The organism is Synechococcus sp. R55.4 (assembly GCF_047461935.1).
Taxonomy (GTDB): domain Bacteria; phylum Cyanobacteriota; class Cyanobacteriia; order Thermostichales; family Thermostichaceae; genus Thermostichus.
The window spans coordinates 1-25947 of sequence record NZ_JANSIF010000007.1 but is presented as its reverse complement, the minus strand read 5'-3'; the positions used below and the strand labels follow the sequence as shown (position 1 = coordinate 25947).

Sequence of the window (25947 nt, the reverse complement as noted above, 5' to 3'; positions counted from 1 at the left end):
TTGGCATTGGAGAAACCTTCTCGAGATCTGCGCTATTGCGCAGATTTTTTTGTAAATATCGCTTCCCATTTGTTTACACAGCTTCATATCATTGAGGTATCGAGCATGAGTATTTATTCCCGGTCATGAGCAATTCTCTTGAGTTTCCCTGGCTGTCGGTGCTGGTGCTCTTGCCTCTGCTGGCAGCCTTCGGGATCCCCTTGATCCCCCAGAGCCGTTGGGTGCGTTGGTATGCCCTCGCTGTGGGGGCTTTTGATTTGGGCCTGATGGCCTATGTCTTTGCGCGGCACTATGACCTGCAGGACTTTTCTCTGCAACTGGCGGAGCGCTACGCCTGGGTGCCCCAAATTGGGTTCCACTGGTCGCTGGCGGTGGACGGCCTCTCCTTCCCGCTGGTATTGCTGTCCGGTTTGATCACAACCCTGTCGATTGTGGCGGCTTGGAATCTCACCCATAAGCCGCGTTTGTTTTTCTTCTTGCTGCTGCTGATGTACGGTGCCCAGGTGGGCGTATTTCTGGCGCAGGACATGCTTCTATTCTTCCTGATGTGGGAGATTGAGCTGGTGCCGGTCTATCTGCTCATCTCCATCTGGGGTGGGCCGAAGCGCCAGTACGCCGCCACCAAGTTCATCCTCTACACCGCCGCCGCCTCCATTTTTATCTTGGTGGGATCCCTGGCAATGGCCTTCTATGGCGAGGGCTTTAGCCTGGAGATGGCAGAGCTGAGCGCTAAGTCTTACCCGGTGGCCTTGGAGCTGTTGGCCTATGCGGCTTTACTGATCGCCTTTGGGGTGAAGCTGCCGATTTTCCCGCTGCACACCTGGCTGCCGGATGCCCACAGCGAAGCCTCTGCTCCCATTTCCATGATCTTGGCGGGGGTTCTGCTCAAGATGGGGGGCTATGGCCTGATCCGCATGAATGTGGGCATGTTGTCGGAAGCCCACGTGTACTTCGCCCCGGTGCTGGCGGTGTTGGGTGTGGTGAACATCATTTACGGGGCGTTGGCCGCCTTCGGTCAGAACCATCTCAAGCGGCGCTTGGCCTATTCATCCATCGCCCACATGGGCTTTGTGTTGATCGGGATCTCCGCCTTCACGGAGCTGGGCATCAATGGGGCAGTGCTGCAAATGATCTCCCACGGTCTGATTGCTGCAGTTTTGTTCTTCCTGACGGGGATCACCTACGAGCGCACCCACACCCTTGCCCTCGACAAGTTGGGAGGGTTGGCCAAGCAGATGCCGAAGGCTTTTGCCCTGTTTACGGCGGGATCCCTGGCCTCTTTGGCGCTGCCGGGGATGAGCGGATTTGTGGGTGAGCTGACGGTGTTCTTGGGCTTGACCACCAGCGATGCCTATGCGCCGACCTTCAAAGCGGGAATTGCCCTGCTGGCGGCAGTGGGCATCATTTTGACGCCCATTTACTTGCTCTCCATGCTGCGGCAGGTGTTCTACGGGGCTCAGGATCCCGGCCTAGTTTTGGAAGATTACCTGGGGGATATGCGCCCGCGGGAAATGGCGGTGGCCCTCTGTCTGCTGTTGCCGATCCTCGGCATTGGCTTCTACCCACGCCTGGCTACCCAAACCTACGATGTCACAACGGTGGCGGTAGCTGCCCAGTTGCGCAGTGTGTTGGCAACTGAGATTGTGCAGCGGCCTTTCTTCCCCTCGCCAGTGCAATCGGCTCAGGTGGCGGCTTTGCCTCTGGAGGATTAAAGGGGGGTCGAGACTCGGTTCTTCTTTATCTCTATTCCTTACTCTGTCCAGAAGAGCTGGTGTTCGAGGTGCAACCCGACTCAACTTTCAGCTCTTCTTTTGTTTTTTTTAAGTTTTAAGATTGGATTTAGGATCCGGGATGTTCCTGGGCTGGGATTTTCGTGCAGCCGATTGTTCTTGTGCCGTCCATCCTATCGGTGATCGGTATGAATAGAGTTTTGTTCCATCAGGTTTAGCTGCACCACCAACCACCAGAGGGTTACATCGGAGTAGGTCGCCCGACGCTTGAGCCGAGAAATGGAGTGTACTGGGTTTTGGCTGTCGATCATCCACTCAGAAGCGATGATTTGGCCGCGTTGCTGAGCATTCATTGTTTCTCCCTCCGCTCGCCAACTGCTCAATACTTAGAATGGCTAATATTTAGGATGGCGAATTTGCGCGGGAGCGTGTGAAAAAATATATTACGCAGGGATCCCCAAAATCGGCTAACTTTCTTAGCAATGAGGATCTCATAGGCCGTTGAGTTGCCGATTTGCCGTCCGGGGATCGGACAAAACGTTGCAAAAGGGGCAAAATGTTGGGCAAGGGGATGCCCCTATCTTCACAAGTCTTAAAACCTAGAAAGATTCTATTTTCTCTTGACTTGTCTGTGGGTCTGAATTCCACCTCCCTTCGCCGGCCTCTGAGCAGCAACCCTTGAGGAGCCTGAGATCGCGATGAGAGCCAAGGCCATCTCTCCCCAGCCAGCCTCTGCTTTTGGAGAAGTGGTGGAAGCCAACACCACAACCTTTGTGGCCCAGTGCTTCGAGCCGGAACGCCTGACCTTCCCGCCCATGCCTGCTCTCGGCAGTTGGACGCGCTCCCAAGACGAAGAGACCGGCAACCTAATCTACGGGGTGGTTTGCTATGCCGCCATCGCCCCCATCGACACCGTCCACCGCGCCAGGGCTTTGGGCCTCTCCCCTCAGGAGCTGCGGGAGCAACAGCCCCAGATTTTTGCCATGTTGCGCACCGATTTTCGCGCGGCCATTGTCGGCTTTGTCAGCGGGGGACGGGTCTATCAGTACTTGCCGCCACGCCCTCCCCAGATTCACCAGCCGGTTTATCTCTGCTCCGATACGGAAGTGAGGGAGTTCTGCCGCTCTTTCGAGTTTTTGCGCACCCTGCTACGGGTCAACGGGATCCCAACCGATGAGCTGGTGGCTGCCGTGATCCGCCAGACTTACCGAATCCTGAACCGAGATCGCAACTGGCTTTTACAGGCAGGTCGGCAGTTGAGCTCTCTGTTGCGGGATGATTATGAGCATCTCAGCGCAATTTTACGAAAGATTGAAGCCTAAGCGAAGAAATATTGAGAATGGCCTTGGATCCTTCTTGAGTCAGGTCGGGGGGTGATAATCTGAGGCCGTTTCCTAATGAAGTTTATTCCTTTTGTATCCTCTTTCTGCTGTAAAAATGTTTAACAAATTCAATCCTTCTGACAAACCCTCCAAAGGCAATTGGGCAGGTCGCACCTTTTCTGCAGCTGCGGGCGCTTCGGTGGCAGCCGGTGTTTGCATTGCCCACGGTCAACCGGCTCATGTGTCACTGTTGGTGGCTTGTTGTGCGACGGTGTTTACCCTCGTTTTGGATGAAATGGGCTGGATCTAGGCTCGGTTGCAACGTCAGCTCTGGATTTTGCCGCATAAGAAGCCGGTCTAAAGCAGAGGCCAACCAATAGGGATCCCTGGCCCTCTGGGTTTGCTGCTTGGGTGAAAGGATCCCTATCATCTTGCTTCGCGGGCTGCCCGCACCAACAATCCTGCTGTGATCAGCCCTGCCAGAATGGAGCTACCCCCATGGCTGAACAAAGGCAGGGGCACGCCTGTGGTGGGCAAAATCCCAGTGACCACGCCGATGTTCATCAGTGACTGACCCACCAGAAACATCAGGCAGCCGCAGGCTACTAAGCGAATGGTCAACTCCCGACAGCGCCCCATCACCCGCCAGCCCAGCAGAGTGTAGAAGGTCAGCAACCCCAGAAAGAACAGGGATCCGGCCAAGCCAAACTCCTCTGCGTACACCGAGAAGATAAAGTCGGTGTATTGGATGGGCAGGTAGAACAGCTTTTGCTGGGAGAGGCCATATCCCTTGCCCCACAGGCCGCCGGAGCCAATGGCCAACAGGCTTTGCACCAACTGATAGCCATCCCCTTGGGCGTTACCCCAGGGATCCAAAAAGGCCAGGATGCGCCGCCGTTGGTAATCTTTGCTGAGAATGCTCACCACAGCCGCCAGAATCCCCAGCCCCGCTGTGGCCAAAAGGGTGAAAGCTGGGATCCCGGCAGTCCAAGCCATGACCCAGAGGGTGAGGCCGCAGATGGCCGTGGTGCCCAGGTTGGGCTGGGCGAGGATCCCCAAGAGCGCAAAGGCGAAGATAACCACCCAGAGGATGCGGAACCAGGGAGGATGGTGAAACCAGCGGCCAAAGATCCAGGATCCCTGCAAGACCAACAGGGGCTTGAGCAATTCTGAAGGCTGGATAACAGGGATCACCTTCAAATCCAGCCAGCGGCTGGCCTCCAGGCGGGAAACCCCCAATCCCGGCACCTGGGTGGCCCACACCAAGCCAACTCCCAGCAAGCAGAGGATCCCGGCCCAGGGGAACCAGCGCCGCAATGGGATCCGCACCAGAACCCAGAAGCAACCCAGACCCAACCCGGCCCAGAGCAATTGCCGCTTGAAAAAGTAGAGGCCATCGCCAGTGATCCGCTGAGCCACCGGGTAGGAAGCGGAAAACAGCATCATCAGCCCCAGCACCAGCCAGATCAAGGTGAGCCAGCGCAGCCAGCGAGCTTCAGCATTCCAGGGATCCCTGGAGGGCTTGGCAGCAGGCTCGGAAATGGTTGCCACGGTGTTCAAAGCTGGAGTACTGGTCAAAACTGGCACAGGCGGGGGACAGCAAAATGGTGATGGGTTGAGCGGGCTTCCCCAAGCTCTGAGCTTGACGCAAAAGGGAACAAGCCGCTGCAAAGGCTCTTTCCACCGCTACATCTAGGGTTGGCACGAGCTCAACGTCAGTATAGTGGATCCCCTGGAGGGCCTCCGCCAGGGCTGGGGCAGACTCCCCCATCAGCACCACGCGGGCCACCTTGGCCCGAATCAACCGCAACCAGGCGCCGGGATCCCCCTGCTTAGCCCTTCCTCCGGCAATCAGAATAATGGGTGGGGAAAGGGCGTTGAGCGCCACCCAGCCGGCCTCGTAGTTGGTGGCCTTGCTGTCGTTGACAAAGCGGATAGGGGTGGATCCCACCTGGATTTGCGCCACCCGCTCCAGTCGATGGGGCATGCCGGCAAAAGATCGGATGGCTTTTTGAATGGCAGCGTTGGGGATCCCGGCCAGACGCGCTGCTGCCGCCGCCAAGAGCAGGTTTTGCAGATTGTGTTGGCCAGGGCAGCGTTCTGCAAAGTCCTCCAGCTCCGCCACCATCTCCCCCTGGATGTAGAGGCGGTTTTCCCGCAGGTCAAGGGTTGCGGTGGGATCCCGGTCACAACAGCCTTGGGTAGCAACAAGGGAAGTCCAATAGGTATTTTCCCAGTCCTGCCGGCGGCGGCACAGGTAGGGATCCTCGCCGTTGAGCACCCGCCACTGGGCCCGATCCAAAAGGCGAGCCTTGAAGCTGGCATAGCGCTCCAGCGTCCCATGCCGTTCTAGGTGATCGGGAGTGAAGGTGGTCCACACCCCAATGCGCGGCGGCCCTCCAGGAGTACTGCTCATGAGGCGGCTACTGGCCTCCAACTGGTAGCTGCTCAGCTCCGCCACGATCCAATCCGGCTTGAGCTTTCCCTGGAGCGTTGCCAAAGCCACCTGCGACAGGGGCAGGCCGATGTTGCCGCAGGGGATCCCTTGCAGCCCCGCCGCCTTGAACATTTCCGCCACCAGAGCTGTGGTGGTGCTTTTGCCGTTGGTGCCGGTGATCCCCACCCAGGGTAGGTGGTCAAGATAGATCCAGGCCAGCTCCGCCTCCCCCACCACCGGGATTCCCTGTTGACGCACCGCCTGCAGCAGCGGGTGATCCCAAGCAATGCCTGGACTGACCACCACCTGCTTCACCCCTTCGGCCAGTTGAAAAGGCTGCCCCAGCCGAACCGGGATCCCTTCTTGATTGAGCTCAGCCTGCCGCTGTCTGAGAAGAGGGGAATCTTGCTCATCCCAAACCAGCACTTCATAGCCCTGGGCCCGCAACAGTCGCGCTGCCGCCAGCCCCGCAATGCCTAACCCCAAAACTTGATGTTGCACGTTGGTTTCTACTTCGTTTCTTTATTTGGGGATCCCTGCTTGGATCTTACCGGTCACGTCCTTGACCCGCATGTTTTTGTTCGACACTCCCCTTGCTTATGGGGGTAACCAGTTGGTGGAGTGGATGGAGTTTTCCTAGCCGCCTGGATGGCTAACTTGGGAATAGGCTGGAGACCAGTCCGCCGGCCACCCTCTACAACCCGTGCAGATTTGTCTTTGGCGTAGAAAAGATTCCACCTAGCCTGCCAGCCTCACTTTGTGGATGCTGTAGGAAATTTTCTTCCCTATGCATCATCTACTCAATCTTCCAAGGGATCCAACTTGGGATCCAGACTCTTGGCCGTTAGACGCAGAGCCTCCGCCTGATCCATCACCCGTGGAGCTTGCACTGCCGTTTCAAGGCCCTGGCGATAGCTCTCCCACAGGGGCATTTCTGGGTAGGTCTGCTGCAACTCGCTGATCTGATCCAGAAGGGCCTCCAGCCAGCCGGCCGTGCTCCAGGTGAGCAAAAACTGGAAGGGGTTCCAGAGGTTGAGCTGCCGCCCCAATTCATTTAGGCTCTCGTTGCGAATGGGCGGATCGAAGATGTCCGCCACCGTCATTAACTGGCGGGCCAGCAGGGGTCTGAGGATTTTCTCGGCAGCTTCCACCACAGCAGGGATGGCAGCCTGGATCTGGTTGGGTCTGGGAATATTCCGCGCTTGGGGCAAGGCTTGTAGCACCAACTCCAGTCGCCGCTCTGCCTCTGCCGATTCCAAAGCCGATTCCAGGGTGGTGCCCACGCTGAGAAACACTTCTCCCGTCAGCAGCCGCACTGCATCGATGACCAGGTGATACAAGGGGGGGATCACGAGCTTAATCCACTCACTCTGGAAAAACTCCCGCAGCCGCCGTGCCGCATAGTCCCCCACTTGGGTGGTCTGGATCCCCACTTGAGTGAGATTGAGATACCAGTCGGGAGGAGATCCCTTGGGATCCAGCCAACGGCGCAGCGTTTGCCATTCTTCTTCTGTGAGGGCAGTTCGTCCCTGTTTTAAGCCAGTTCGCCGCAGCTTGCCCTCGGCATTCAAGAGCTTGCGCAGCTCCGGTGTGCCCAGCAAGGACAAGGCACCTGCCGAACCCACACTGCCGATCTCGATGGCGATCAAGGCGGCCAACAAGGCGGCTGAGGCTTTCACCTGGATCTGGCCGGCTTTGTCCATGTTGCTCTGCACCGCTGTCGCGACCACGAGAGGCAGGCGGCTGTTGCCATAGGCACGGGCACTCATCGCCTCTAGAGCAGAGCGTTGGTCAGAGGTTAGCGTCTGAGCCCAAGAAGGGATCCCGTGGCTTTCCGCCTCTGGATAGGCCGCTTCCTGCAAGCCGTGATACAGCAAGCTGGCCACCCAGGCGCGATCCGCAGCCTGCCGCAAAGAGCCGATGACCACTTCCCATTGGCAGGGGTTAAGCAGGGGCAAGAGCGCTTGCAGCTCTCGGTGGATGGGCTCTGGGGATCCCGCCGTTCTCGACTGTTCCAGAGCGCTTTGCAGCCGATCCCGCGCCTCTCGGCACAGCCCGCCCCACTCCAGTTGCAGGCGAGCCAGGGTCTGTTGCACCGTCTCTTCGGAGCGACGGGGTAGATCCTGCCAGCCCGCTTCCAGCTGCCGCCACAGCTCCTCCCAGTTCAGGCCCTCAGCAGCGCCATTGACGGCATCTGAGGCAACCTTTGAGCTGGGCGAGGCGTTTTGGGGCTCGGAATGGAAAGGGGGATTCAGGGGTTCAGACATGGACAGAATCCGCTTCAAGGGGATCACGGGCATTATAGCTAGGGGTAAAACGCCAGCCGAGGCAAACCCAACGTTTCCGGCCATCCCATCATCAGGTTGAGACACTGCACTGCCTGCCCGGCTTGCCCTTTCATCAGGTTATCGATCACCGACAGGACGATAACGCGGTTGGTGCGGCTGTCCACCTCCACCCCGATCATGCAGGTGTTGGTGCCGGAGACCCATTTGGTTTGCGGGTAGACCCCCCGCGGCAGCACCTTCACCCAGGGAGATTGGCGATAGAAAGCGTTGTAAATGGTGAGCAAATCTTCCCCCACAAAGCCGGGATCCCGCAGGGTGGCATACAACGTGACGTGGATCCCCCGCACCATGGGCACCAGATGGGGCGTAAATTGCACGGTGATGGGGGTGTGGGTCAGGTCGGTGCAGGCTTGCTCGATCTCGGGCGTATGGCGGTGCTGGGCCACTCCATAGGCTGCCAGAGAGCCGTCCACTTCGGCAAACAGGGATCCCACCTTGGGGGTACGACCTGCCCCCGAAACGCCGGATTTGGCATCGAAAATGAGGCTGTCCAGCTCCACCAACCCCTGCCGCAGCAGAGGGGCAACCGCCAACAACGAGGCAGTGGGATAGCAGCCGGGACAGCCTACCAGTTGGGCTTGGGCAATCGCCTCGCGGTAAAGTTCCGGCAACCCATAGACCGCCTGCTCATTGGCCTGGCGATAGGCAGGGCTGGGCCAGTTGGGATCCGTCTGACCCATGCGGTACCAAGATTGGTAGGTGGCCAGGTTGCGAAAGCGGTAATCTGCCGACAAATCCAAGACTTTGCACCCTTTGGCCAGCAAGGGCGGGGCCAGCTCGGCAGCCAGCCCATTGGGGAGAGACAAAAACACCACATCGCTGTTGGCGGCAATACGATCCACCTCTACCGGCTGAACGGTCAGATCCACGGCCTGGGCCAACTGGGGATAGAGATCCCCGTAGCGCTTGCCGGCACTGTCTTGCCCGGCCAGGTAGGTGATCTGCACGCCGGGATGCTCGCTCAGTAACCGCACCAACTGCACCCCTCCGTAGCCGGAAGCGCCGACAATGCCAATGCGGACAGGCTCTGTGGGGTGGGGTGGGCGGGGCGCCATGTTGGCCATGGGGGGTTGCCTGTGCAAGAGGGTTGCGTGATGGCTTGCCTTAAGTTCTACCGCATTTTTCTGCTGCATTTGACGCTGCATCTTGTCCATTCGCGTTTTCATTCGCGTTAGCGTTGCGTGGCCATCCAGGGGGATTTGTTATGCTGGGTTCACCTGAGCCGCTCGGGCCTTGGCAGCGGCTTCCGTAATATCTGTCTATGTTCTGTGTAGCTTTCTAATCTGCGGTCTATGCACTATGAGCGATTGATCAACATGGTCTTGCGGGCCTATGGCCAAAGCAGCCGCCATGGCCTGGATCAGGAAACTCTGACCCTCTACTCAGAAGGCCCCTACACCCTCTACAAGCTCACTTCCCATTTCGATCGCCGCTCCATTTTTGTGTTGGCCCAGAATCAGCGGGATATGTTTGTTTCTGGCGATGCGTTTAACAACAAGCTGATCCCAGGAGAATGGCAGGCGTGGCTGCACCAGAAAGCGCTGGGCATCGCTCCCGACACGGCACAAGCAGGTTAGCCGAAGACCATATCTGGCGTGGAAGGATCCCAAAGCCTACGCCCGGCCTGTTGAGATCCAGCCCATGCTGACAATGGCCGCCTACTTCCAGCTCAGAGGGTGGTGGGATCCACAGGTCGCTCCACCTGTCCAAAATCTACCCGCCACTGGCCAAAACCCCTGGCTGAACCTGTCGGGGCACCACCGAGAGACGATCCAGATCGGCACAGTAGGCCAGATCCTTATCGTTTTCCGGCCCCAGACCCAATAGCCGTTGCCCGTGGCTAGAGCGTCTCAACAAACCCAGCAGATCGTCCTGCCAAGTTTGGTAGAGGGCCAAGGCCGCCAAGGTCTCGTCGTTGCCCAACTGGTTCAAAGAGCAGCCCAGGCGATGCAGGATAGCCCCGGCACAGGCAGTATCTTCCAGCGAAAAGGCCCCTTCCCACCCGGATCCCACCAGCCACACCTCGGCAAAGGAGCCCCGTCTGAGAAAATCCACCACGGCTCCCAAGTTCACCAGGGCTGCTGTAATCACCACTGGGATCCCTTCCAGGCGCTGTAGGCTGCGCGTGCCGTTGGTGGTGCTCAGGAAGATGCGCTTGTCCCGCACGCGGTCGGGAGTGTAGTCGAGGGGGGAGTTGCCCAGATCAAACCCCGCCACCGCTTTGCCCCCCCGTTCCCCGGCCAAAAGCCGCTGGGAAGCCGGCCAGTTTTGGCTTGCCTCTTGGAGCTGCTGCAGGTGGGCAAACACCTGTACCGCTTCTGCTCCTGCTGCCAGCGCTGTGGCAATGGTGGTGGTGGCCCGCAGCACATCAATGGCCACCGCACACTCCGGGATCCCAGATGAAGGCACCTGTTCGGGCGTATAGAAGTGGAAAAAACGCATGGGGGAAGAGGTAACGTCAGAACTCACGCCGGGCGAACACCAACACTGCCAGAATCAGCAGCAAAAGGGTGTAAACCAAGCCGTACAGTGCATCTCCGAGAAGTTCTGCTGGGGGCGGAACTTGGCCGTAAACCGCAGCATCTCTCAAATTGAGGCGCTCCAAATCCGGCAGGATCAAATAAATCACCTCAAACAGTTTGCCAAATCCGGCATCTTTCACCAGCTTGCTCAGTTGCAGCAGGGCGCGGCTGGCATGGCCCATCAGGAACAGGGCAATGGTGTAGAGGGTGGCCAGAATCGAGGAAGTGAAAACCCCGAACAGCAGGGCTGCGGCAACAATCAGCACCAGCTCTAAGAAAGTGAAGACTGTTGCCCAGAGAATGGCCAAAAGGGGGATCGGGGCCTGCACCAGCAGCAAGCTCAGCAGAAACACAACCGTCATCAGCAGCACCAGCACCGACAGCAGCGCCGATAGGCCTAGATGCTTGCCGACAATGAACTCTGCCCGGCTCATGGGTTTGGCGATCAGCACATAGACTGTGCGTTTTTCGATCTCCTTATTCACCAGCCCTGTGCCCACGAAAATGGCCACGATCAGGCCGAAGAAGTGAATGGCTGCCAACCCCAGGTCGGCAATGATTTTGTTGTGGGCCTGGTTGGCCACCTGCGGGATCAAAACAGCGGCTCCCAGCATGGCCACCGCAAATACCATCACCAGGTAGAGAATCCGATCCCGAATCGTTTCCCGGAAAACGTTGTGGGCAATGGCCACCACGCGCGACGCATCCATGACTGAACCCAAAGCTGTGATGATCCGACTGATACACTGGTAACAGATCCAGCCTTTATTCTATGCAGTTCCAGGCCCAGATTCAGATTCACCTACGCCCCTCTGTTCTCGATCCCGCCGGGGCTGCGGTTCAGTCCAGCTTGCATCAGCTGGGGCATACCCAGGTACAGCAGGTGCGCATTGGCAAGCATATCCAACTGCAGCTAGAGGCCCCCGACGCCGAGACCGCCCACCGCCAGGTGGATGAGCTGTGCCATCAACTGCTGGCCAACCCGGTGATTGAGACTTATCAAATCCAAGTGGCTGCCATCGGTGGTTAATTTGATGGGTTCACGCGATTTGGGGTTGATCTGATGGCCATTCCAAAAATACCCCCAACCCCTCTTCCATCCCTCTAATCTGACCATCTTCTTTCCTCTCACTTAAGGGATCCCAATGGCTGGCGTGAGGTTTGGCGTTGTTGTTTTTCCGGGTTCCAACTGCGACCGAGATGTAGCCTGGGTAACCCGCGGCCTCTTGGGCTGCCCAACGCGGCTGATCTGGCACCGAGAGACGGATTTGTCGGAGCTGGATGTGGTGGTGCTGCCGGGGGGCTTCAGCTATGGGGATTATTTGCGTTGTGGGGCCATCGCTCGTTTTGCTCCGGTGATGGGATCCCTGAAGGAGCACGCGGCGCGAGGGGGCTATGTGCTGGGCATTTGCAATGGCTTTCAGATCTTGACAGAGGCAGGACTGCTGCGGGGGGCACTGGTGCGCAATGCCAACCTGCACTTTATCTGCGACCGAGTGGGGATCCGTGTAGAACGGCAGGATCTCCCCTGGACAAGCGCGTATCCCCAGGGATCCACCTTAACCCTGCCCATCGCCCATGGGGAAGGCCGCTACACCTGTGATCCGGATACCCTCAAGCAGTTGCAGGATCAAGGGCAGATCGTCTTTCGCTATGCTCCGGTTGCGCACAACGGCTCTGTGGACAACATCGCCGGCATTTGCGATCCCAGCGGTCGGATTCTGGGTTTAATGCCCCACCCTGAGCGGGCAGCAGATCCTGATTTGCCAGGGCAGGATGGGATCCCCTTCTGGCAGTCGATTTTGCACAGCTTCGCCGCCTAATTCTTCTTCTCCATTCTTCTCCGGGACAGCTCACTCCTGCCTCGGCCCTTGAGACAACACCTGGCGAACTTGATTCACCATCTCCTCGTGATCCACCACTGGCTTGGCGATATAACCATCCGCCCCGCTCTGGGCCAAAAATGCCTCGCGGTCGCCGCGCATCGCATGGGCCGTCACCAAAATGATGGGGATGGAGCTGCTTTTCGGATCCGCCTTCAACAGTTGGGCAATGCGGATCCCGTCCACCGCCTCGCCGCGAAAGGTGCTCTGGGACAGGGAAACATCCAACAAAATGACATCCACCTCGTGCCCCTGGGCCAGCTTCAAAATCTGCTCCACATCCTGGCTGTGAAAGACCTCAAAACCTCCCCGCCGTCGCAACACCTTCTCAAAAACACGGGCGTTGATCGGATCATCTTCCACCAGCAGCACTGTTGCCATCGTTAACCCAATCTTGAATCTGAACCCAAGCTAAGCTGTCTCTGGGATCCCAAAAGCCATCCTAAGGCATCCTTAGCGAGTTCAATTTGAGCAGTAGGACAAGCGTTCTCCTACAGAGTACTGAAGAGTACCGAAAAGGGTCTCAGTAGCTCTGAGAACTCCCCCCTCCTCTCCCAAAAGGAAGGATCCTCAGGTTGCCGCTACTTGACTATTTATTTTGGAATCTTATTTTGGAATCACTCCATTCCGAGTTGCCGCTACCCAACCGCAAATAGGAAAGCCGGAGAGAGCTCCGGCCCCATCCAGAAGTAAACCTAAACCACAGGCATCAAAGGAGATTGACTTTCCCTCTGCTTTGCTTGAGCCCGACGCGACAGGAACGGCAGCCATTACCCTAGGTTACTTCTTGGTAATTCTCGGAGTTTCCCGAAAGGCAACTGCGAAAAATAAAAGGCCCAACGTCAAAAACAGGATAAAGGTGTAGGTGATGGCTTCCATACGAAACCTCCAAGTCAGAATTGCTAAGGATTGCTAAGGGGGGCTTGATTCCAGATTAACTCAGAGCCGCCAGCACCCCATCTCCAAAGTGAAGCAGAGTGCCGACGGCATCGCCGAAAAGGGCTCTAGGCTTCCTGAACCTTGCGAGTGGTGGGATCCCCTACTTTCTGGAAGACGCCGAACTCCACCATTTCCTCGCTCATATTGGGGTCAATACCGGCGAACACATCGCGGAAGAGAGTGCGAGCGCCGTGCCAGATGTGGCCAAAGAAGAACAGCAGGGCAAAGACCGCGTGAGCAAAGGTAAACCAACCGCGGGGGCTGGTGTGGAAGGTGCCGTCCGCCTTGGGGGTTTCTCGGTCGAACTCAAACAACTGACCCAACTGGGCCTGGCGGGCATATTTCTTGACGGTTGCCGGGTCGGTAAACACCTGACCGTCCAGCTTGCCGCCGTAAAACTCCACCGTCACGCCCACCTGCTCAAAGCTATAGCGAGACTCCGCCCGACGGAAGGGAATGTCTGCCCGCACCACGCCATCGGCATCCCGCAGAATAACCGGGAAGGTTTCGAAGAAATTGGGCATCCGCTGCACCGTCAGCTCGCGCCCTTCGCGGTCACGGAACACTGGGTAGCCCAGCCACTCGATGGCAATGCCATCCCCTTTGTTCATGGGGCCAGCTCGGAACAGTCCCCCCTTGGCCGGGCTGTTGCCCACGTAGTCGTAGAAGAGCAAAGATTTGGGCAGGGAGTTGTAGGCCTGACTGCGGGTCATCCCGGCTTCCATGGCCGCATTTACCCGGCGGTTAATCTCCTGGTTGAAATAGCCAGAATCCCATTGGTAGCGGGTGGGGCCAAATAGCTCCACAGGAGTGGTGGCGCTGCCGTACCACATGGTTCCGGCCACCACAAAACCGGCAAAAAACACCGCCGCAATCGAGCTGGAAAGCACCGTCTCGATGTTCCCCATTCGCAGAGCGCGATAGAGGCGCTGGGGTGGGCGTACCGTGATGTGAAATAGACCTGCAATGATGCCCACGATGCCTGCAGCAATGTGGTGGGCCACCACCCCTCCGGCGTTGTAGGGGTTAAAACCGGCTGGCCCCCATTCCGGTGCTACCGGCTGGACGTGTCCCGTCGTCGCATAGGGATCGCTCACCCACATCCCCGGGCCAAATACCCCCGTCAGGTGAAAGGCGCCAAACCCAAAGCAGAGGATCCCGGCCAACAGCAGGTGGATCCCAAATATTTTCGGCAGATCCAAAGCCGGCTCGCCGGTGCGGGGATCCCGGAACAGCTCCAGATCCCAGTACACCCAGTGCCAGCAGGCCGCCAAGAAGAGCAATCCGGACAAAACGATATGGGCAGTGGCTACCCCTTCAAACGTCCAGAAGCCCGCATTGGCTACGCTCTCGCCGTAGATATTCCAACCGCCCCAGGAGTTGACCACCCCCAGGCGAACCATAAATGGCATGACAAACATGCCCTGACGCCACATCGGATTTAGGACAGGATCCGATGGATCGAAAATGGCCGTCTCATAAAGCGCCATTGATCCGGCCCAACCTGCTACCAGAGCAGTATGCATCAGGTGAACCGCGATTAGGCGACCTGGGTCATTCAGTACAACCGTATGGACCCGATACCACGGTAGTCCCATAAAGCTCGGTCCTCCACGTTCTCCAACACTTGCGCGATATCCAGTCAAAATTAAGCCGACATCTTACCTGGGATCCTGACCTGAGCAGTTTCTTCAGAGTCGAGGGGTGCCGCACCCGCTTGAACCCCTGAGCGCACCCAAGAGGATATCGCTCTCAGAATTTCCATCACGGGCATCAAACAGTATAACGAAACGCTACCGACCTGAGTGGCTTCAGGCAGGATGCCGTCTCACTTTAGGCATCATCATCCCAGATCTCTCGCCAGAGATTAAAAATATGACTTAAAATGTTACAATACTTAGCAACTGTGAGCACTCTCCTGGCTCAGTCTGAAAGGTGTCGTGGTTTCTGGCAGGGGTATGGCAACGATCCGCTTCGTCAACGAGAACCGAGAGATCTTCGTCGCTGAAGGCGCTAACCTGCGCCTGAAGGCTCTGGAAAACCAGATCGATCTCTACAAAATGATGGCCAAGCTGCTCAACTGCGGCGGCAACGGCCAATGTGGCACCTGTGTGGTGGAGATTGTCGAGGGATCCGAGCATCTCTCCCCTCGCACCGAGGCAGAAAACCGCAAGCTCAAGCGCAAGCCCGATAGCTACCGCCTTGCCTGCCAGACCAAAGTGCTGGGGGATGTTTCCGTCAAAACAAAGCCCTAGCCTTGGCCCGCCTGTTTTCCCTTTGGGCAAGTCGCACCTCAGAGTGGTATGCTGACTGCCAGTTGGGCTTGTGGCATTTGTGAGTTATGGAGACGAACTACCTGGGCATCTTGGCCACCCTCTTAGTTGTTCTGGTGCCCGCCATCTTCCTGGTGATTTTGTACGTGCAAACCTCCAGCAGATCTGGCGACTGAGTGGGCAGCTCCTGCCGATTCAAATTGGGCAAGGGGTATTCCTAAAGCTGGTCAAAAAGGGGATCCCCTGTGTACAAGAGGATCCCTTTGCGTTGGACAAACTGAGAGTACTTGGGGGAGCGCCCTCAAGGTGCTAAGTCAAGCTGTGGCTTGGGCTGCCTTGGCTTGGTCGAAGGTTCCCGCAGGCTCATACAAAAACTCAAACAGGTTGCCGTCGGGATCCTTGCCGTAGAAAGAGGCCGTGCCATCCCTGTGGGTGTGAATGGCCCCTACCGGGATCCCTTGGGATTTCAGGCGTTGGTGTTCTTGCTGGAGCTCCTCTATGCTGTCGAAGACAAAGCCAAAGTGAGGCCCTGCCGCGCGGTAGCCTGGCCCCAATAGCGCCAGCCCATCCTCTCCTGCCTTCATGTAGGCCCAGTCGGGATCCTGCCAGACGTTAACCATGCCCAGCTTTTGGTAGAACTCCACCGCCTTGGGGATGTCTTCTACCCGGATGGCGACATGCCCGAGTTGTCTAAGTGCCATGTCATCCTCTGTGCTCAAGTGAGCCAACTGCAATGGTTCTTCTACAGATCAGCTTGACACACTCCCCGCCGCAAAGGGCAGGGATCCCTGCGGTAGGACAGAACTTTAGACCCAACTTTTTGACAGCTTGAGGCTGGGATCCCAATCCAGTCCATAGGCAGGACAGAAGATGGTTTCAACCCATTGGATTGGGGATGAACCAAGACTTATCCTGTTGGCTGCGCGGCCAAGAACCGCTCCAGCTCACTCAAAGCCTCTGCATCCATTTTGGTTTGCATGGGGCAAAACTTTGGCCCACACATGGAGCAGAACTCTGCCGTTTTGTAGATATCTGCTGGCAAGGTCTCGTCGTGATATTCTCGAGCTCGCTCCGGATCCAAAGACAGTTCAAATTGTCGGTTCCAGTCGAAGTTATAGCGAGCTCTGGACATCTCATCATCGCGATCCCTGGCCCCAGGCCGGTGACGGGCAATGTCGGCAGCATGGGCGGCAATTTTATAGGCAATTAAGCCGTTGCGCACGTCCTCTGCATTGGGCAAACCCAGGTGCTCTTTGGGGGTGACATAGCAAAGCATGGCTGCCCCGTACCAACCGGCTAAGGCTGCTCCAATGGCGGAGCTGATGTGGTCATAGCCTGCCGCAATATCGGTTACCAGAGGTCCCAAAACATAGAAGGGAGCCTCATCGCACTCTTCCATTTGCTTGCGCACGTTGAATTCAATTTGATCCATCGGCACGTGGCCGGGCCCTTCCACCATGACCTGCACATCGTGCTCCCAAGCCATGCGGGTCAACTGGCCCAGGGTTTTCAACTCCGCCAGTTGTGCTTCATCAGAAGCATCGTGCAAGCATCCCGGTCGCAAAGAATCTCCCAAACTGAAAGAAACATCGTATTTCTTGAAAATCTCAATAATATCGCGGAAGTGGGTATAGAGAGGATTTTGTTTGTGGTGGGCCAACATCCAGCGGGCTAGGATCCCACCTCCACGGGAAACAATTCCCGTCAGGCGATGGCGCACCAACGGCAGATATTCGATCAGGATCCCGGCATGGATGGTCATGTAGTCCACCCCCTGCTGGGCCTGTTTTTCGATAACATGCAAGATGTCTTCTGCAGAAAGTTTTTCGACGTTGCCGTGCACACTTTCTAGGGCTTGGTAGATGGGCACCGTGCCAATGGGCACTGGAGAAGCTTGGATAATGGCTGTGCGAATTTCATCCAAATCGCCCCCGCCGGTGGACAGATCCATAACGGTATCGGCGCCGTATTTGATGGCCAATTTCAGCTTTTCCAGCTCTTCGGCCAAGCCGGAAGAAGTAGGGGAAGCGCCAATGTTGGCATTGACTTTGCACCGGGAAGCGATCCCAATGCACATCGGCTCCAGGTTGGTGTGATGGATGTTGGCAGGGATGATCATGCGACCCCGGGCCACTTCCGAGCGGATCAGTTCCGCCGGCAGGTTTTCCCGCTGGGCCACATACTCCATCTCTTCGGTAATCACGCCCTGACGGGCAAAGTGCATCTGCGTTACATTTGCTTGCCCACGGCGACGGGCAACCCATTCGCTGCGCATGTTGTCAACTCCAGTGCTCGCTTTCCTACGCTGGTATGAACCAGATCAGGTTCTGAGGATGTAATCTCAGCCTGGGGATAATCCCCAGACACTCCTAGCGTGGTGTGATCATATCACCGAAATAGAGATGAGGCGGGGAGCTTTATAGTCTTTATTAAAAGAGTTTGAGATAGTACTAACCCTCACCCCTGGCCTCTCTCCCCATGAGATCCTGACCCTCACAGGGATCCCAGCCAGCGCCGCCAGCTCCACCAGGGATCCTTTCCCTTGCTGGCCCTGAACAGTTCGGCCACTTCCTCGCCGGTGGGCTGGGCAATAAAAGTCTTCAAGACGCTGTAGAGGCCGGGCTCTTCCTGCTGCCACACGCTCCAGGGATCCGGATAGGCGCGAAACAGGGCTCCCTCCACCAATGAGCGCAGGTAGTAGCTGGTCTCGAAGGTGCTCAGAAACCGCTGGCGCAGACGGCGACCGGCCAGACCCACACCCACGGTGGCGGCATCCTGCAATTGGGGGTTGAGCAGCACGACGGGTTTGGGATCCCGTCCTTTGGAAGCCAGCCCAGAGGGATCCCCGCCACTGACCGCTTGGCAAACCCGCTCCACCTGATCCAAGCTGTAAACCGCGGGCATCACCAGCAGGATGCTCTGTTCTGGGGTAGGTTGAGTGCGGGAAGTCAGGCTCTGCAATTCGATCCCTTCGGGTAGGGATCCCCATTCCCGCTGCGCCAGAGCCGCTCCGCCGGCATCGCTGAATAGCACCAAAGCAGGCGGTTGCAGCAGCTCCAAAAACGGACGGGCCAAGATTTCCGGTTTAATCTCAGGAGCCAGGATCTCAATGAGCAGGCGGCGATATCCTGCTTGCATAGCCAGCCGTGTAGCCTGGATGGCCTGCTCACAGGCCTGGGCCAGGTCGATGGGCAAGTTGGGAAATTGGGTTAGTTGCAGTTGCTCGGCCACAGTCTAGTCCAATTATGATTCAGCCAGTAACCAGGGATGCTCAGCCAGACACTTCTTCCCAAGCCTTGTGGGTGAGCAACTCCTCCAGAACCCGCACCCCCCGCAGTTGGTTGGAAAGGGGCAGGTGGCCCTTGGGGGCGGAGAGATCCCAGATGAACTCGTCAGGGTAGCGAGTCCAGTGGTAGCCCTGTTTCCAGCCGATGAGGGGCCAAAGGCGCTCCCAGTTGCGATTCACCCCCAACCACAATTGTCGCTGCACAGAGTAGCCAAAGCGATCCCCAGAGGCCACTCGCCACAGGTGATCAATCGTTCGCAAATCCTCCACCGGAATCCGGCTCACCTCAGAAAAATACAGCCAGCCCCGCCGCATTGCCCCCTCTCCCGCCGCCCGACATAGCAGTTGTAGGCTCAGCCGATCCGCCTCCAGCCAGGCTCCCGCCGATAACAGCTCCTGCAGAGGACGATAGTCGATATTCAGGGCTGAAGTCAGAGGGACGGTCACCATTGCCAAGTTGCAAAAGGTCTCCCTTGATTTTAGTCCCTGCTGTCCGTCCCCTCAGGTTTCAGGCGGGTACTTGGGCGGATCCCCGAAGATGATGCGATAGCCGATGTACGCCACCCCCAACAGCCCTGCCAGGATCCACAAGAAAGCCGAAAAGGGCATGTAGGAAAAAAAGACAAGATAAACCCGGCGACTGAGCCAAGAAAAAATAAGATAGACTGCCGCCAAAATGCCGATCCCTTGCAAGGTGCGAAAAGCCGGCACCCGCGAGAGAGGCATGCGCTGCCGCGCCACCCAGATGGAGCTAAGAAAAGTCCAGGGAGGCACCAGCAGCAAGAACATATCCGCCTGCTTCACCACCGCCTGCCAGCCGGCGGTGTTGGTGGCATAGGCCAAGTAGCCCGCCCAGAGGACAAGAGTTACCGCTCCCAAGCCGATACTTAAGCTGAGCAAAAAAGGTTCCTCCCATTGGCCTGGGATCCAGTCGCAGAGAACCCAAACCACCCAAGGGGTGGCAAAGAGCAAAAGCGCAATGGCTAAGCCATTGGCGTTGAGCTGGGTAAAAAACGTCTCCAGAGTCATGAACAGCAAAAGGAGCGAACGTCACCCTTGATGGTAATGATTCCTCCTTGAGGAAGCAATTCAATCCGTATACAAATCCACCTATTGTGGGCAATGCCCGCAAGGTTCACGGCCCGCCTGGGCACCCCGGTAAACGTTGCCAAGTAACACCAGCAGGGATAGGAGTAGGAAAAAGAAAAGGGATCCTTGACACTGGCCAGGGATCCCTTCCTAAAAAGCTCAAGACATTTCTCCGGCACGCTGCTGAGGCAACTCATCCAAGCCAATCTCCCCTTTGGCAAGAAGGAAGCCCGGCACCGGATTACCACTCCTCTGGACCAATCTGCCCCAGTCTGTTAACCCAATCTACAGACCTTGCAGCACCGTATCTGGGCGGGCCGACAGGTTCTGGATGCGGGTATCCTGGGCCGGCGGGGTGTCCGGTTCGGTGAACACGCCGATCTGCCGCAAATACCGAGCCAAGGCATCTTGCTCGCTGCCGGGGGTATCGAAGGTGATGCCGGAACTGGGGGCCAAGTTCACCCGGTTGGGGTTGGACAGGCGAGGGAAGGGATAGTCATCCCCACCGTTGGCCAAGAAGTCCAGGGTCACCAGGCGGAAGGTGCGTCTGGGATCCCCTTGCACTTGGCCGTTGCGCACCACCACATCCCGACCTGTGGGCGTATCCACCCGCAAGGAGAGGACGCGGGATCCCGGTGGCCGCGAGGGATCAAAGCTAAAGGCAAAGCCGCCAATTTGGGGGAAGCGGCCCGGCGTAGCTCCCGGCTGGGTTTGCGCCACCCCGTGTTCCACTATCTGCTTCAGTTCCTCAGCGGTAACAGTCAACAGAGAGAGGCCGTTGTTAAAAGCAAGGGCCGTTTCGATGTCCAGCTGAGAGATTTGACCGGACTGCTTGCCGGCTTCAGGGTTAGCCACCGGTGGGATGCGCCGCACCGGCTCACCGCCGCCGCCGCCGGTGGTAGCCCCAATGGGAGCGCGAATGCCACCGCCATTTTTCAGGGAGATAACCGTAGAAGGATCGACCGTTCTGGCGTAGGCCAAGTTGGCATCGGCAGTGAGGTTGCCCAGGTTGGTTTCCTCAGTGCGCACCTCTGCCCGCAGGCCGTTGAGAAATTGTGTGGTGGAGCCGAAGGTGCGGCCATCTTTGGTGCGGATGATGTTGCCAATTTCGTTGGCTATCCGCACTACGTCGGGATTGGGGGTGCCCCTGACAGCTGCTACCCCTTGGTCGTCGGTGGCATAGGCACCGCTCACCGGGTCAATGCGGGCAATAACCCCGTTGGCGTCAAAGCTGACCACCAGGCGGCCCACGTAGCGATAGTTGGAGCCGGTGTTGACCACCGCCACCGGTTGACCACTGGCGGAGGAGCGCAAGATGGGGTAGTCACCCGTGCGGGTATCGGGCAAATCAGTGCGCAGGCGATCGGTGGGCTTGGCGATCACCCGGTGGGATCCGCCGGCAATGATGATGTCCACATTTCGCAATTGGCTGGCCAGGGCTACCTCGTTTTGCAACTGTTGCAGATGGGCTAGGAGGATAATTTTGTTGATGCCCTGAGCGGTGAGTTGATCGACGAAGCCCTGGATTAGAGCGGCACTCACCTGGTCAGTATCGTCCACCCTGCCTTCTACCCTCACCTCGGGGCCGGGGCTAGAGATGGCCGCCAAACGGGTGGTGGTGGCTCCCACCAGACCGATCCGCTGCCCTCCTACCGTGATCACCGCCGTCTTGGCGATCTTGCCGCGGATAGAGCTGGCCTCTTGGCCATCGGCAGCAAAGTCAGAGCTAGCCAATTCGCCGGTACCGCTGAAGCTGAGGTTGGCGCTCAAGTAGGGAAAACGAGCCCCAGCGTAGCCGCGGCCAGTGTCGGGCCGGATGAGGTCGCGAATTTGGCGCGTGCCCTGGTCGAACTCGTGGTTGCCGAAGGCAGCCGCCTCAAAGCCAATGGCGTTGATGATCTCGATATCGGCTTTGCCAGGGGTGAGGTTGTAACGGCCTTGCAGAGACCGATCCGTGCTGGCGTTGTAGAAGGGGCTGGGGATATAGTTGTCCCCACTGGAGAGCACCACCGTATTTGGGAATTGGGGGCGCAGAGCGTTCACCACCGCCGAGAAGCGCGGCGCATCTTGTACGGCAGCGATCGAGGCTTCCAAGTCGCTGGCATGTAGGATTTGCAGGGTAAAAGCGGGCGGCTGAGTCGAGAGAGCCACATTGGGATCCGAGGCGATAAACCCAGCCCCTCCGCCGGTTGGGGGAACCGAGCTGCTGCTACCGCAGGCGCTGGCCAGGCTCAGCACCAAACACCACAACCCGACCCACAGGGACCTGGCCAGAGGGTTCAGCCAATCCGGGAGCCATCTCTTGGCAGGGGCAGACCCTCGAGCACGGCAAGCTGGTTTCATGACAATTCCTTCACTCCATCCACAAGAGAGGACGCATCCGCGTTCACGTTACCAAGGCTGGGATTGGGGTTTCGCTATGACCTGTTTAAGGTTAGGTCAAGCCTAGGTTAAACTTCCCCTGGATCCCAGCCAAATTGTTGCAAGTCCACCTGGCCCTCGGCGTCGAAGTGGATCCCTTCGGCTTGCAGCAGCGCTTTCTGCAGGTCGTCGTAGCCCAGGCGAAAAGGGGAGTAGGAAATGCAGCCCTGGGCGTTGATCACCCGGTGCCAAGGGATGTCGGTGTTTTGGCCTTGCAGGCGAAACAAAGCATAGCCCACCTGGCGAGCATAGCCGGGGTAACCGGCAACCCGCGCCACCTGCCCATAGGTGGCCACTCGGCCCGGCGGGATCCGCCGCACCACTTCGTAAAAGCGCTGGTAGAGGCTAGTAGATGGAGCGCTAGTGGAGCCAGACTGGGTCACAGGGATCCTCGCTCAAACTTGGCAGACAATAAGATGTGGAACGGATTAGATCCCCGGGTCCATGAGCTATTTAATCGCGGTACTGCCGGATCGCATAGCCGCTGAGGCGGCCTACAGCGCCCTGGAACAAGCCGGCTTTTCCCTGGAGCGATTGCATCTGCTGGGGCGAGGCTACAAGAGTGCCGACGAGTTTGGGCTGATTGACCCGGCCCAAGCGGCCCGCCGTCAGATGCGGCGCCTGGCCATTTGGTTGGTGCCCTTTGGCTTTTTGGCCGGGGTGGGGTTCAGCGTTTTGAGTGGTTTGGATACCTTTGCCTGGGCGGGACCTATAGGCAACCACCTGATCGGCGGCCTATTGGGCGCGATGGGCGGGGCCATGGGCAGCTTTTTCGTCGGCGGCGGAGTGGGCTTGTCTGGTGGCTCCGGCGATGCTTTGGCTTACCGCAACCGCCTCGCTGCGGGCAAGTACGTGCTCATTGTGGAAGAAGAGAACGAAACCCGCCTCCGCGAAGCCACGCGGATTTTGCGCCAGTTTGAGCCGGAAAATCTGCAAGGGTACAGAGAGCGCCCCTAGACTGGGAGATCTGGGCAGCTATTGAGAGAACTCAGGGAGGTCCAAAAGCATGTCTTGGCTGTGGCAGCAAGTCCCATCGCCGCTTGGGCGGTGGCGGAAGGAAGGGATCCCCAGCTTTGCCGCTGCTGGGGGTGCACTGGCAGTTACGGGGTTTTTTTCGCCGGCTTTTGCCCACCACGCCCTGGGAGGGAAACTGCCTGCAACGGCCTGGGAGGGATTTCTCTCCGGGCTGGCTCACCCTGTCATTGGCTTGGATCACCTGGCCTTCGTCGTGGCCATCGGTCTTGTGGCGGCGGGGCAGCCCTGGCGCTACGGGATCCCGCTGGGCTTTGTGCTAGCGGGTCTGGTGGGCACTGGGATCCACCTGGCCGGCTGGGATCCCCTGGGACTGACGGAGCTGGCCATTGCCTCTTCCGTGGTTCTCTTCGGCTTGCTGCTGGTGCAACCGCGGCAGATCCCAAGTTGGCTCTTGCTAATAGGGGGATCCCTGGCGGGGCTATTCCATGGCTATGCCTACGCCGAAACCATTATCGGCGCCCAACCCATGCCTTGGGTGGGATATCTACTGGGGTTGAGCACCGTCCAGTATGGGGTAGCTCTCCTGGCCCTTTGGGCAGCAGAACGCTGGGGGTTGCGGATCCCTGGCTTAACTCGCTGGGCCGGCTGGGCGATTACAGTGGTGGGGGCTGCCTTCCTGACCTTGGCAGTGGTGGGCGCGTAAAAAGCGCTAATTTTGCTCCCTTGCGCTCGGGATCCCCGATCCGGTACAAGGATAGCGGTGAAGATCTGTAAAACGAGGGGAGATCCCATGGAGCGCACCTTTATTGCCATCAAGCCAGACGGCGTGCAGCGGGGGCTGGTGGGCACCATCATCCAGCGCCTGGAGAGCCGGGGCTACCAATTGGTGGGCCTGAAGCTGGTGCAAGTGAGCCAAGAGCTGGCGGAAGCCCATTACGCCGAACACAAGGAGCGCCCCTTCTTCCACAGTTTGGTGAAGTTCATTACCTCGGGGCCGGTGGTGGCTATGGTCTGGCAGGGCAAAGGGGTGATTGCTGCCGCCCGTAAGCTCATCGGCAAGACCAACCCCCTGGAGGCAGAACCGGGCACCATTCGCGGCGATTTTGGCATCGACATTGGCCGCAACCTCATTCACGGCTCCGATGGAGTTGAAACCGCGCAGCGGGAGATCGCCCTTTGGTTCGATGAGTCGGAATTGGTGAGCTGGACACCGGTTGCCCAAAGCTGGATTTATGAGTAGGTACTTGCTGCAGGCAAGGGGTAGTCGTGTTCGCAGGTTCCAGACCGGAAGTAGTGCAGAGCGCTAGGGCCGTGTTTCGAACTGGCTTCGGCTGGCCGCAAGCGGCTCTGTTGGAAGTGCCTTGAACCACCCCTTCTCTGCCAAAACTCGAGCGGCAAGCAGGATCTGTTTGCTACTGAATTGTTGTTTTCTATCTCCCCAGGCGTAGAAGCTTTCCACCAACTCTGCCGTCGTAGAAGGGTGCCCACGAGTCACGATCCAGTGGACAGTAGCCAGCAATTCTAGACCATAGGGCGACTCAAAGCCCTCCACGAGGTCGCTGACACGCTCAAAGCGTTCTCTCGTCTCTGGCTGTCCAGCGAGATATCTATGGGCTTCCTCGACAGCACCGGGCACCAGTTCCAGCTTCTTGTCTGGTCGATCACCGCCCGAGCCGTACCCAGAGATGTAATATCCCTCGATTTCTTTGAGAACATACGGCACAGCAGAGCAGTACCAAGCTCTGGATGAAGCCATTCGCACTACGCAGTTTGTGCAAAACAAGTGTCTGCGGTACTGGATGGATAACCGGGGCGCGACCAAAGCGGTTCTGTATTCCCTCTGCAAGGACTTGGCCAAAGAGTTCCCCTTCGCCCGCCAGCTCAATTCTGCCGCCCGTCAAGCTAGTGCCGAAAGAGCTTGGTCTGCCCTCTCCAACTTCTACCGCCGTTGCAAGAACAAAGAGCCAAGGAAAGGCTATCCGCAGTTCAAGAAGAACTGTCGGTCGGTCGAGTACAAGCTGTCCGGCTGGAAGCTGTCTCCTGACGGCATGTCCATCACGTTCACCGACGGCTTCAACGCAGGAACATTTGCCTTGTACTGCAACGGAGAGGCAAGGCGGTTGATTCTTGAATCCAAGATCAGTCGGGTGCGGGTGATACGTCGAGCAGACGGGTATTACGCCCAGTTTTGCTTGGACGTCGAGCGCAAGGAACCTGGCAGGTACACCGGTGGCGTGATTGGCATTGATTTGGGCTTGGCGAGTTTTTACACTGACCAGCACGGCAACAAGCTGGAGTGTCCAAAGTTTCTCAGACGCAGCGAAAGGAGGTTAAAGCAGCACCAGCGCAGATTAAGTCGGAAGTTCAGGAAAGGGGCAAAATCCCAATCCCAGAACCACCACCAACAAAGAAAACGACTAGGCAAAGTACACCTGAAGGTCCAGCGCCAGCGTAGAGACTGGGCAATCAAGCAGGCCCGGTGCGTGGTGGCATCTCACGATGTTGTGGCGTATGAAGACTTGCAGGTGAAGAACCTAGTCAAGAATCACCACCTAGCCAAATCCATTCATGATGCTAGGTCGTGTTGATCTTATGTTAGGATAGAGAGAATAATTTATAGAGGAAAGAGGATGAAGTTGGTTTTCTTAGATGAAAACAAATGGCAGAAGATATTGGCTTTTTTACAGACAGAAGAGAGAGTTAACATTGGGAAAGAAGCAAA

General features: G+C 57.8%; 30 protein-coding genes, 1 pseudogene and 1 riboswitch. Of the genes and pseudogenes, 13 read left to right on the top strand and 18 right to left on the bottom strand.

Features of this window, described 5'->3' with window-relative positions; translation table 11 throughout:
* Positions 1 to 125: 125 nt before the first annotated feature.
* On the top strand, positions 126 to 1712 hold the full coding sequence (locus tag NW842_RS02910) for an NAD(P)H-quinone oxidoreductase subunit 4 (RefSeq protein WP_414417430.1): 1587 nt from the start codon (positions 126 to 128) through the stop codon (positions 1710 to 1712).
* A gap of 191 nt (positions 1713 to 1903) precedes the next feature.
* On the opposite strand, the gene NW842_RS02905 is transcribed toward NW842_RS02910, so the two are convergent.
* On the bottom strand, positions 1904 to 2083 hold the full coding sequence (locus NW842_RS02905; RefSeq protein WP_011431964.1) for a hypothetical protein: 180 nt from the start codon (positions 2081 to 2083) through the stop codon (positions 1904 to 1906).
* Between the two features lie 345 nt (positions 2084 to 2428).
* On the opposite strand from NW842_RS02905, the gene NW842_RS02900 reads away from it, so the two are divergent.
* The gene (locus NW842_RS02900) at positions 2429 to 3052 is read left to right on the top strand and encodes a hypothetical protein (protein WP_414355331.1); all 624 of its coding nucleotides are present in this window, start codon (positions 2429 to 2431) and stop codon (positions 3050 to 3052) included.
* 115 nt (positions 3053 to 3167) lie between these two features.
* Complete coding sequence (locus NW842_RS02895; protein ID WP_414417429.1) at positions 3168 to 3362, top strand: hypothetical protein; 195 nt, start codon at positions 3168 to 3170, stop codon at positions 3360 to 3362.
* A 116-nt stretch (positions 3363 to 3478) separates the two neighbouring features.
* Here NW842_RS02895 and NW842_RS02890 read toward each other — a convergent pair whose 3' ends face one another.
* The 4 genes from NW842_RS02890 to argC form a co-directional block, all read right to left on the bottom strand.
* Complete coding sequence (locus tag NW842_RS02890) at positions 3479 to 4603, bottom strand: FtsW/RodA/SpoVE family cell cycle protein (protein ID WP_414417428.1); 1125 nt, start codon at positions 4601 to 4603, stop codon at positions 3479 to 3481.
* A complete protein-coding gene (gene murD, locus NW842_RS02885) occupies positions 4548 to 5990 on the bottom strand; it encodes a UDP-N-acetylmuramoyl-L-alanine--D-glutamate ligase (protein ID WP_414417427.1) in 1443 nt (480 codons plus the stop codon). Before murD ends, NW842_RS02890 begins: the two co-directional genes overlap by 56 nt.
* Positions 5991 to 6289: 299 nt before the next feature.
* Positions 6290 to 7756, bottom strand: a complete 1467-nt coding sequence (locus tag NW842_RS02880; protein WP_414374417.1) for a hypothetical protein — start codon at positions 7754 to 7756, stop codon at positions 6290 to 6292.
* Between the two features lie 38 nt (positions 7757 to 7794).
* Positions 7795 to 8901, bottom strand: coding sequence for an N-acetyl-gamma-glutamyl-phosphate reductase (argC, locus tag NW842_RS02875; RefSeq protein WP_011431956.1), 1107 nt, complete (start codon positions 8899 to 8901; stop codon positions 7795 to 7797).
* A gap of 228 nt (positions 8902 to 9129) precedes the next feature.
* Between argC and NW842_RS02870 the strand changes: the two genes are divergently transcribed.
* Complete coding sequence (locus NW842_RS02870) at positions 9130 to 9414, top strand: hypothetical protein (protein ID WP_011431955.1); 285 nt, start codon at positions 9130 to 9132, stop codon at positions 9412 to 9414.
* Positions 9415 to 9550: 136 nt separating this feature from the next.
* Here the strand turns inward: NW842_RS02870 and NW842_RS02865 are convergent, their stop codons facing one another.
* Positions 9551 to 10279 carry a 2-phosphosulfolactate phosphatase family protein gene (locus NW842_RS02865; RefSeq protein ID WP_414417451.1) on the bottom strand — a complete coding sequence of 243 codons (729 nt, stop codon included), beginning with the start codon at positions 10277 to 10279 and terminating at the stop codon, positions 9551 to 9553.
* Positions 10280 to 10295: 16 nt separating this feature from the next.
* Positions 10296 to 11069: an ABC transporter permease gene (locus tag NW842_RS02860; protein ID WP_414350495.1), complete on the bottom strand. Its 774-nt coding sequence runs from the start codon at positions 11067 to 11069 to the stop codon at positions 10296 to 10298.
* 62 nt (positions 11070 to 11131) lie between these two features.
* On the opposite strand from NW842_RS02860, the gene purS reads away from it, so the two are divergent.
* Entirely contained in the window at positions 11132 to 11389 is a 258-nt protein-coding gene (purS, locus tag NW842_RS02855; protein ID WP_011431952.1) for a phosphoribosylformylglycinamidine synthase subunit PurS, read from the top strand.
* A gap of 115 nt (positions 11390 to 11504) precedes the next feature.
* Positions 11505 to 12182 (top strand): phosphoribosylformylglycinamidine synthase subunit PurQ, encoded by a 678-nt coding sequence (gene purQ, locus NW842_RS02850; RefSeq protein ID WP_414417426.1) that lies wholly within the window; start codon positions 11505 to 11507, stop codon positions 12180 to 12182.
* Positions 12183 to 12212: 30 nt separating this feature from the next.
* Here purQ and NW842_RS02845 read toward each other — a convergent pair whose 3' ends face one another.
* The 3 genes from NW842_RS02845 to psbB form a co-directional block, all read right to left on the bottom strand.
* On the bottom strand, positions 12213 to 12623 hold the full coding sequence (locus tag NW842_RS02845; RefSeq protein ID WP_414330017.1) for a response regulator: 411 nt from the start codon (positions 12621 to 12623) through the stop codon (positions 12213 to 12215).
* 399 nt (positions 12624 to 13022) lie between these two features.
* Entirely contained in the window at positions 13023 to 13121 is a 99-nt protein-coding gene (locus NW842_RS02840) for a photosystem II reaction center protein T (protein WP_011431949.1), read from the bottom strand.
* 125 nt (positions 13122 to 13246) lie between these two features.
* On the bottom strand, positions 13247 to 14779 hold the full coding sequence (psbB, locus tag NW842_RS02835; protein WP_414350489.1) for a photosystem II chlorophyll-binding protein CP47: 1533 nt from the start codon (positions 14777 to 14779) through the stop codon (positions 13247 to 13249).
* A gap of 360 nt (positions 14780 to 15139) precedes the next feature.
* On the opposite strand from psbB, the gene NW842_RS02830 reads away from it, so the two are divergent.
* Together NW842_RS02830 and psbM are read left to right on the top strand one after the other, a co-directional pair.
* Positions 15140 to 15436: a 2Fe-2S iron-sulfur cluster-binding protein gene (locus NW842_RS02830; protein ID WP_414350488.1), complete on the top strand. Its 297-nt coding sequence runs from the start codon at positions 15140 to 15142 to the stop codon at positions 15434 to 15436.
* 86 nt (positions 15437 to 15522) lie between these two features.
* Positions 15523 to 15630 carry a photosystem II reaction center protein PsbM gene (gene psbM / locus NW842_RS02825; protein ID WP_071818137.1) on the top strand — a complete coding sequence of 36 codons (108 nt, stop codon included), beginning with the start codon at positions 15523 to 15525 and terminating at the stop codon, positions 15628 to 15630.
* A gap of 138 nt (positions 15631 to 15768) precedes the next feature.
* On the opposite strand, the gene NW842_RS02820 is transcribed toward psbM, so the two are convergent.
* The 7 genes from NW842_RS02820 to NW842_RS02790 all read right to left on the bottom strand — a co-directional run bounded on the left by NW842_RS02820 (position 15769) and on the right by NW842_RS02790 (position 22633).
* Positions 15769 to 16155 carry a VOC family protein gene (locus NW842_RS02820; RefSeq protein WP_414406412.1) on the bottom strand — a complete coding sequence of 129 codons (387 nt, stop codon included), beginning with the start codon at positions 16153 to 16155 and terminating at the stop codon, positions 15769 to 15771.
* Between the two features lie 206 nt (positions 16156 to 16361).
* The gene (gene thiC, locus NW842_RS02815; protein ID WP_414417425.1) at positions 16362 to 17729 is read right to left on the bottom strand and encodes a phosphomethylpyrimidine synthase ThiC; all 1368 of its coding nucleotides are present in this window, start codon (positions 17727 to 17729) and stop codon (positions 16362 to 16364) included.
* Between the two features lie 5 nt (positions 17730 to 17734).
* Positions 17735 to 17835, bottom strand: a riboswitch (TPP riboswitch).
* 112 nt (positions 17836 to 17947) lie between these two features.
* Positions 17948 to 18685, bottom strand: a complete 738-nt coding sequence (locus NW842_RS02810) for a DUF1995 family protein (RefSeq protein ID WP_414374411.1) — start codon at positions 18683 to 18685, stop codon at positions 17948 to 17950.
* A 40-nt stretch (positions 18686 to 18725) separates the two neighbouring features.
* The gene (locus NW842_RS02805; protein WP_414417424.1) at positions 18726 to 19190 is read right to left on the bottom strand and encodes a GUN4 domain-containing protein; all 465 of its coding nucleotides are present in this window, start codon (positions 19188 to 19190) and stop codon (positions 18726 to 18728) included.
* 51 nt (positions 19191 to 19241) lie between these two features.
* Complete coding sequence (locus NW842_RS02800; protein ID WP_011431942.1) at positions 19242 to 19769, bottom strand: hypothetical protein; 528 nt, start codon at positions 19767 to 19769, stop codon at positions 19242 to 19244.
* A 345-nt stretch (positions 19770 to 20114) separates the two neighbouring features.
* Complete coding sequence (locus NW842_RS02795) at positions 20115 to 22067, bottom strand: bifunctional metallophosphatase/5'-nucleotidase (RefSeq protein WP_414374435.1); 1953 nt, start codon at positions 22065 to 22067, stop codon at positions 20115 to 20117.
* Between the two features lie 212 nt (positions 22068 to 22279).
* Positions 22280 to 22633, bottom strand: coding sequence for an MGMT family protein (locus NW842_RS02790; protein ID WP_414329999.1), 354 nt, complete (start codon positions 22631 to 22633; stop codon positions 22280 to 22282).
* A 61-nt stretch (positions 22634 to 22694) separates the two neighbouring features.
* Between NW842_RS02790 and NW842_RS02785 the strand changes: the two genes are divergently transcribed.
* The 3 genes from NW842_RS02785 to ndk all read left to right on the top strand — a co-directional run bounded on the left by NW842_RS02785 (position 22695) and on the right by ndk (position 24465).
* The gene (locus NW842_RS02785; protein WP_011431939.1) at positions 22695 to 23207 is read left to right on the top strand and encodes a hypothetical protein; all 513 of its coding nucleotides are present in this window, start codon (positions 22695 to 22697) and stop codon (positions 23205 to 23207) included.
* Positions 23208 to 23256: 49 nt separating this feature from the next.
* A complete protein-coding gene (locus NW842_RS02780; RefSeq protein WP_011431938.1) occupies positions 23257 to 23928 on the top strand; it encodes a HupE/UreJ family protein in 672 nt (223 codons plus the stop codon).
* Between the two features lie 87 nt (positions 23929 to 24015).
* Positions 24016 to 24465 carry a nucleoside-diphosphate kinase gene (gene ndk / locus NW842_RS02775; RefSeq protein ID WP_011431937.1) on the top strand — a complete coding sequence of 150 codons (450 nt, stop codon included), beginning with the start codon at positions 24016 to 24018 and terminating at the stop codon, positions 24463 to 24465.
* Between the two features lie 63 nt (positions 24466 to 24528).
* On the opposite strand, the gene NW842_RS02770 is transcribed toward ndk, so the two are convergent.
* Entirely contained in the window at positions 24529 to 24948 is a 420-nt protein-coding gene (locus NW842_RS02770; RefSeq protein ID WP_414417423.1) for a hypothetical protein, read from the bottom strand.
* Between NW842_RS02770 and NW842_RS02765 the strand changes: the two genes are divergently transcribed.
* Both NW842_RS02765 and NW842_RS02760 read left to right on the top strand, forming a co-directional pair.
* A complete protein-coding gene (locus tag NW842_RS02765; RefSeq protein ID WP_414417422.1) occupies positions 24932 to 25813 on the top strand; it encodes an RNA-guided endonuclease InsQ/TnpB family protein in 882 nt (293 codons plus the stop codon). The genes NW842_RS02770 and NW842_RS02765 overlap by 17 nt on opposite strands.
* 42 nt (positions 25814 to 25855) lie before the next feature.
* A pseudogene (locus tag NW842_RS02760) lies at positions 25856 to 25947 on the top strand (IS5/IS1182 family transposase); the annotation flags it as partial.

What these genes read in the sequence shown, in the direction of transcription:
- NW842_RS02910 (WP_414417430.1), top strand. Translation starts at nt 126, where the DNA reads ATGAGCAATTCTCTTGAGTTTCCCTGGCTGTCGGTGCTGGTGCTCTTG.
- NW842_RS02905 (WP_011431964.1), bottom strand. Translation starts at nt 2,083, where the DNA reads ATGAATGCTCAGCAACGCGGCCAAATCATCGCTTCTGAGTGGATGATC.
- NW842_RS02900 (WP_414355331.1), top strand. Translation starts at nt 2,429, where the DNA reads ATGAGAGCCAAGGCCATCTCTCCCCAGCCAGCCTCTGCTTTTGGAGAA.
- NW842_RS02895 (WP_414417429.1), top strand. Translation starts at nt 3,168, where the DNA reads ATGTTTAACAAATTCAATCCTTCTGACAAACCCTCCAAAGGCAATTGG.
- NW842_RS02880 (WP_414374417.1), bottom strand. Translation starts at nt 7,756, where the DNA reads ATGTCTGAACCCCTGAATCCCCCTTTCCATTCCGAGCCCCAAAACGCC.
- argC (WP_011431956.1), bottom strand. Translation starts at nt 8,901, where the DNA reads ATGGCCAACATGGCGCCCCGCCCACCCCACCCCACAGAGCCTGTCCGC.
- NW842_RS02870 (WP_011431955.1), top strand. Translation starts at nt 9,130, where the DNA reads ATGCACTATGAGCGATTGATCAACATGGTCTTGCGGGCCTATGGCCAA.
- NW842_RS02865 (WP_414417451.1), bottom strand. Translation starts at nt 10,279, where the DNA reads ATGCGTTTTTTCCACTTCTATACGCCCGAACAGGTGCCTTCATCTGGG.
- NW842_RS02860 (WP_414350495.1), bottom strand. Translation starts at nt 11,069, where the DNA reads ATGGATGCGTCGCGCGTGGTGGCCATTGCCCACAACGTTTTCCGGGAA.
- purS (WP_011431952.1), top strand. Translation starts at nt 11,132, where the DNA reads ATGCAGTTCCAGGCCCAGATTCAGATTCACCTACGCCCCTCTGTTCTC.
- purQ (WP_414417426.1), top strand. Translation starts at nt 11,505, where the DNA reads ATGGCTGGCGTGAGGTTTGGCGTTGTTGTTTTTCCGGGTTCCAACTGC.
- NW842_RS02845 (WP_414330017.1), bottom strand. Translation starts at nt 12,623, where the DNA reads ATGGCAACAGTGCTGCTGGTGGAAGATGATCCGATCAACGCCCGTGTT.
- NW842_RS02840 (WP_011431949.1), bottom strand. Translation starts at nt 13,121, where the DNA reads ATGGAAGCCATCACCTACACCTTTATCCTGTTTTTGACGTTGGGCCTT.
- psbB (WP_414350489.1), bottom strand. Translation starts at nt 14,779, where the DNA reads ATGGGACTACCGTGGTATCGGGTCCATACGGTTGTACTGAATGACCCA.
- NW842_RS02830 (WP_414350488.1), top strand. Translation starts at nt 15,140, where the DNA reads ATGGCAACGATCCGCTTCGTCAACGAGAACCGAGAGATCTTCGTCGCT.
- psbM (WP_071818137.1), top strand. Translation starts at nt 15,523, where the DNA reads ATGGAGACGAACTACCTGGGCATCTTGGCCACCCTCTTAGTTGTTCTG.
- NW842_RS02820 (WP_414406412.1), bottom strand. Translation starts at nt 16,155, where the DNA reads ATGGCACTTAGACAACTCGGGCATGTCGCCATCCGGGTAGAAGACATC.
- thiC (WP_414417425.1), bottom strand. Translation starts at nt 17,729, where the DNA reads ATGCGCAGCGAATGGGTTGCCCGTCGCCGTGGGCAAGCAAATGTAACG.
- NW842_RS02805 (WP_414417424.1), bottom strand. Translation starts at nt 19,190, where the DNA reads ATGGTGACCGTCCCTCTGACTTCAGCCCTGAATATCGACTATCGTCCT.
- NW842_RS02800 (WP_011431942.1), bottom strand. Translation starts at nt 19,769, where the DNA reads ATGACTCTGGAGACGTTTTTTACCCAGCTCAACGCCAATGGCTTAGCC.
- NW842_RS02785 (WP_011431939.1), top strand. Translation starts at nt 22,695, where the DNA reads ATGAGCTATTTAATCGCGGTACTGCCGGATCGCATAGCCGCTGAGGCG.
- NW842_RS02780 (WP_011431938.1), top strand. Translation starts at nt 23,257, where the DNA reads ATGTCTTGGCTGTGGCAGCAAGTCCCATCGCCGCTTGGGCGGTGGCGG.
- ndk (WP_011431937.1), top strand. Translation starts at nt 24,016, where the DNA reads ATGGAGCGCACCTTTATTGCCATCAAGCCAGACGGCGTGCAGCGGGGG.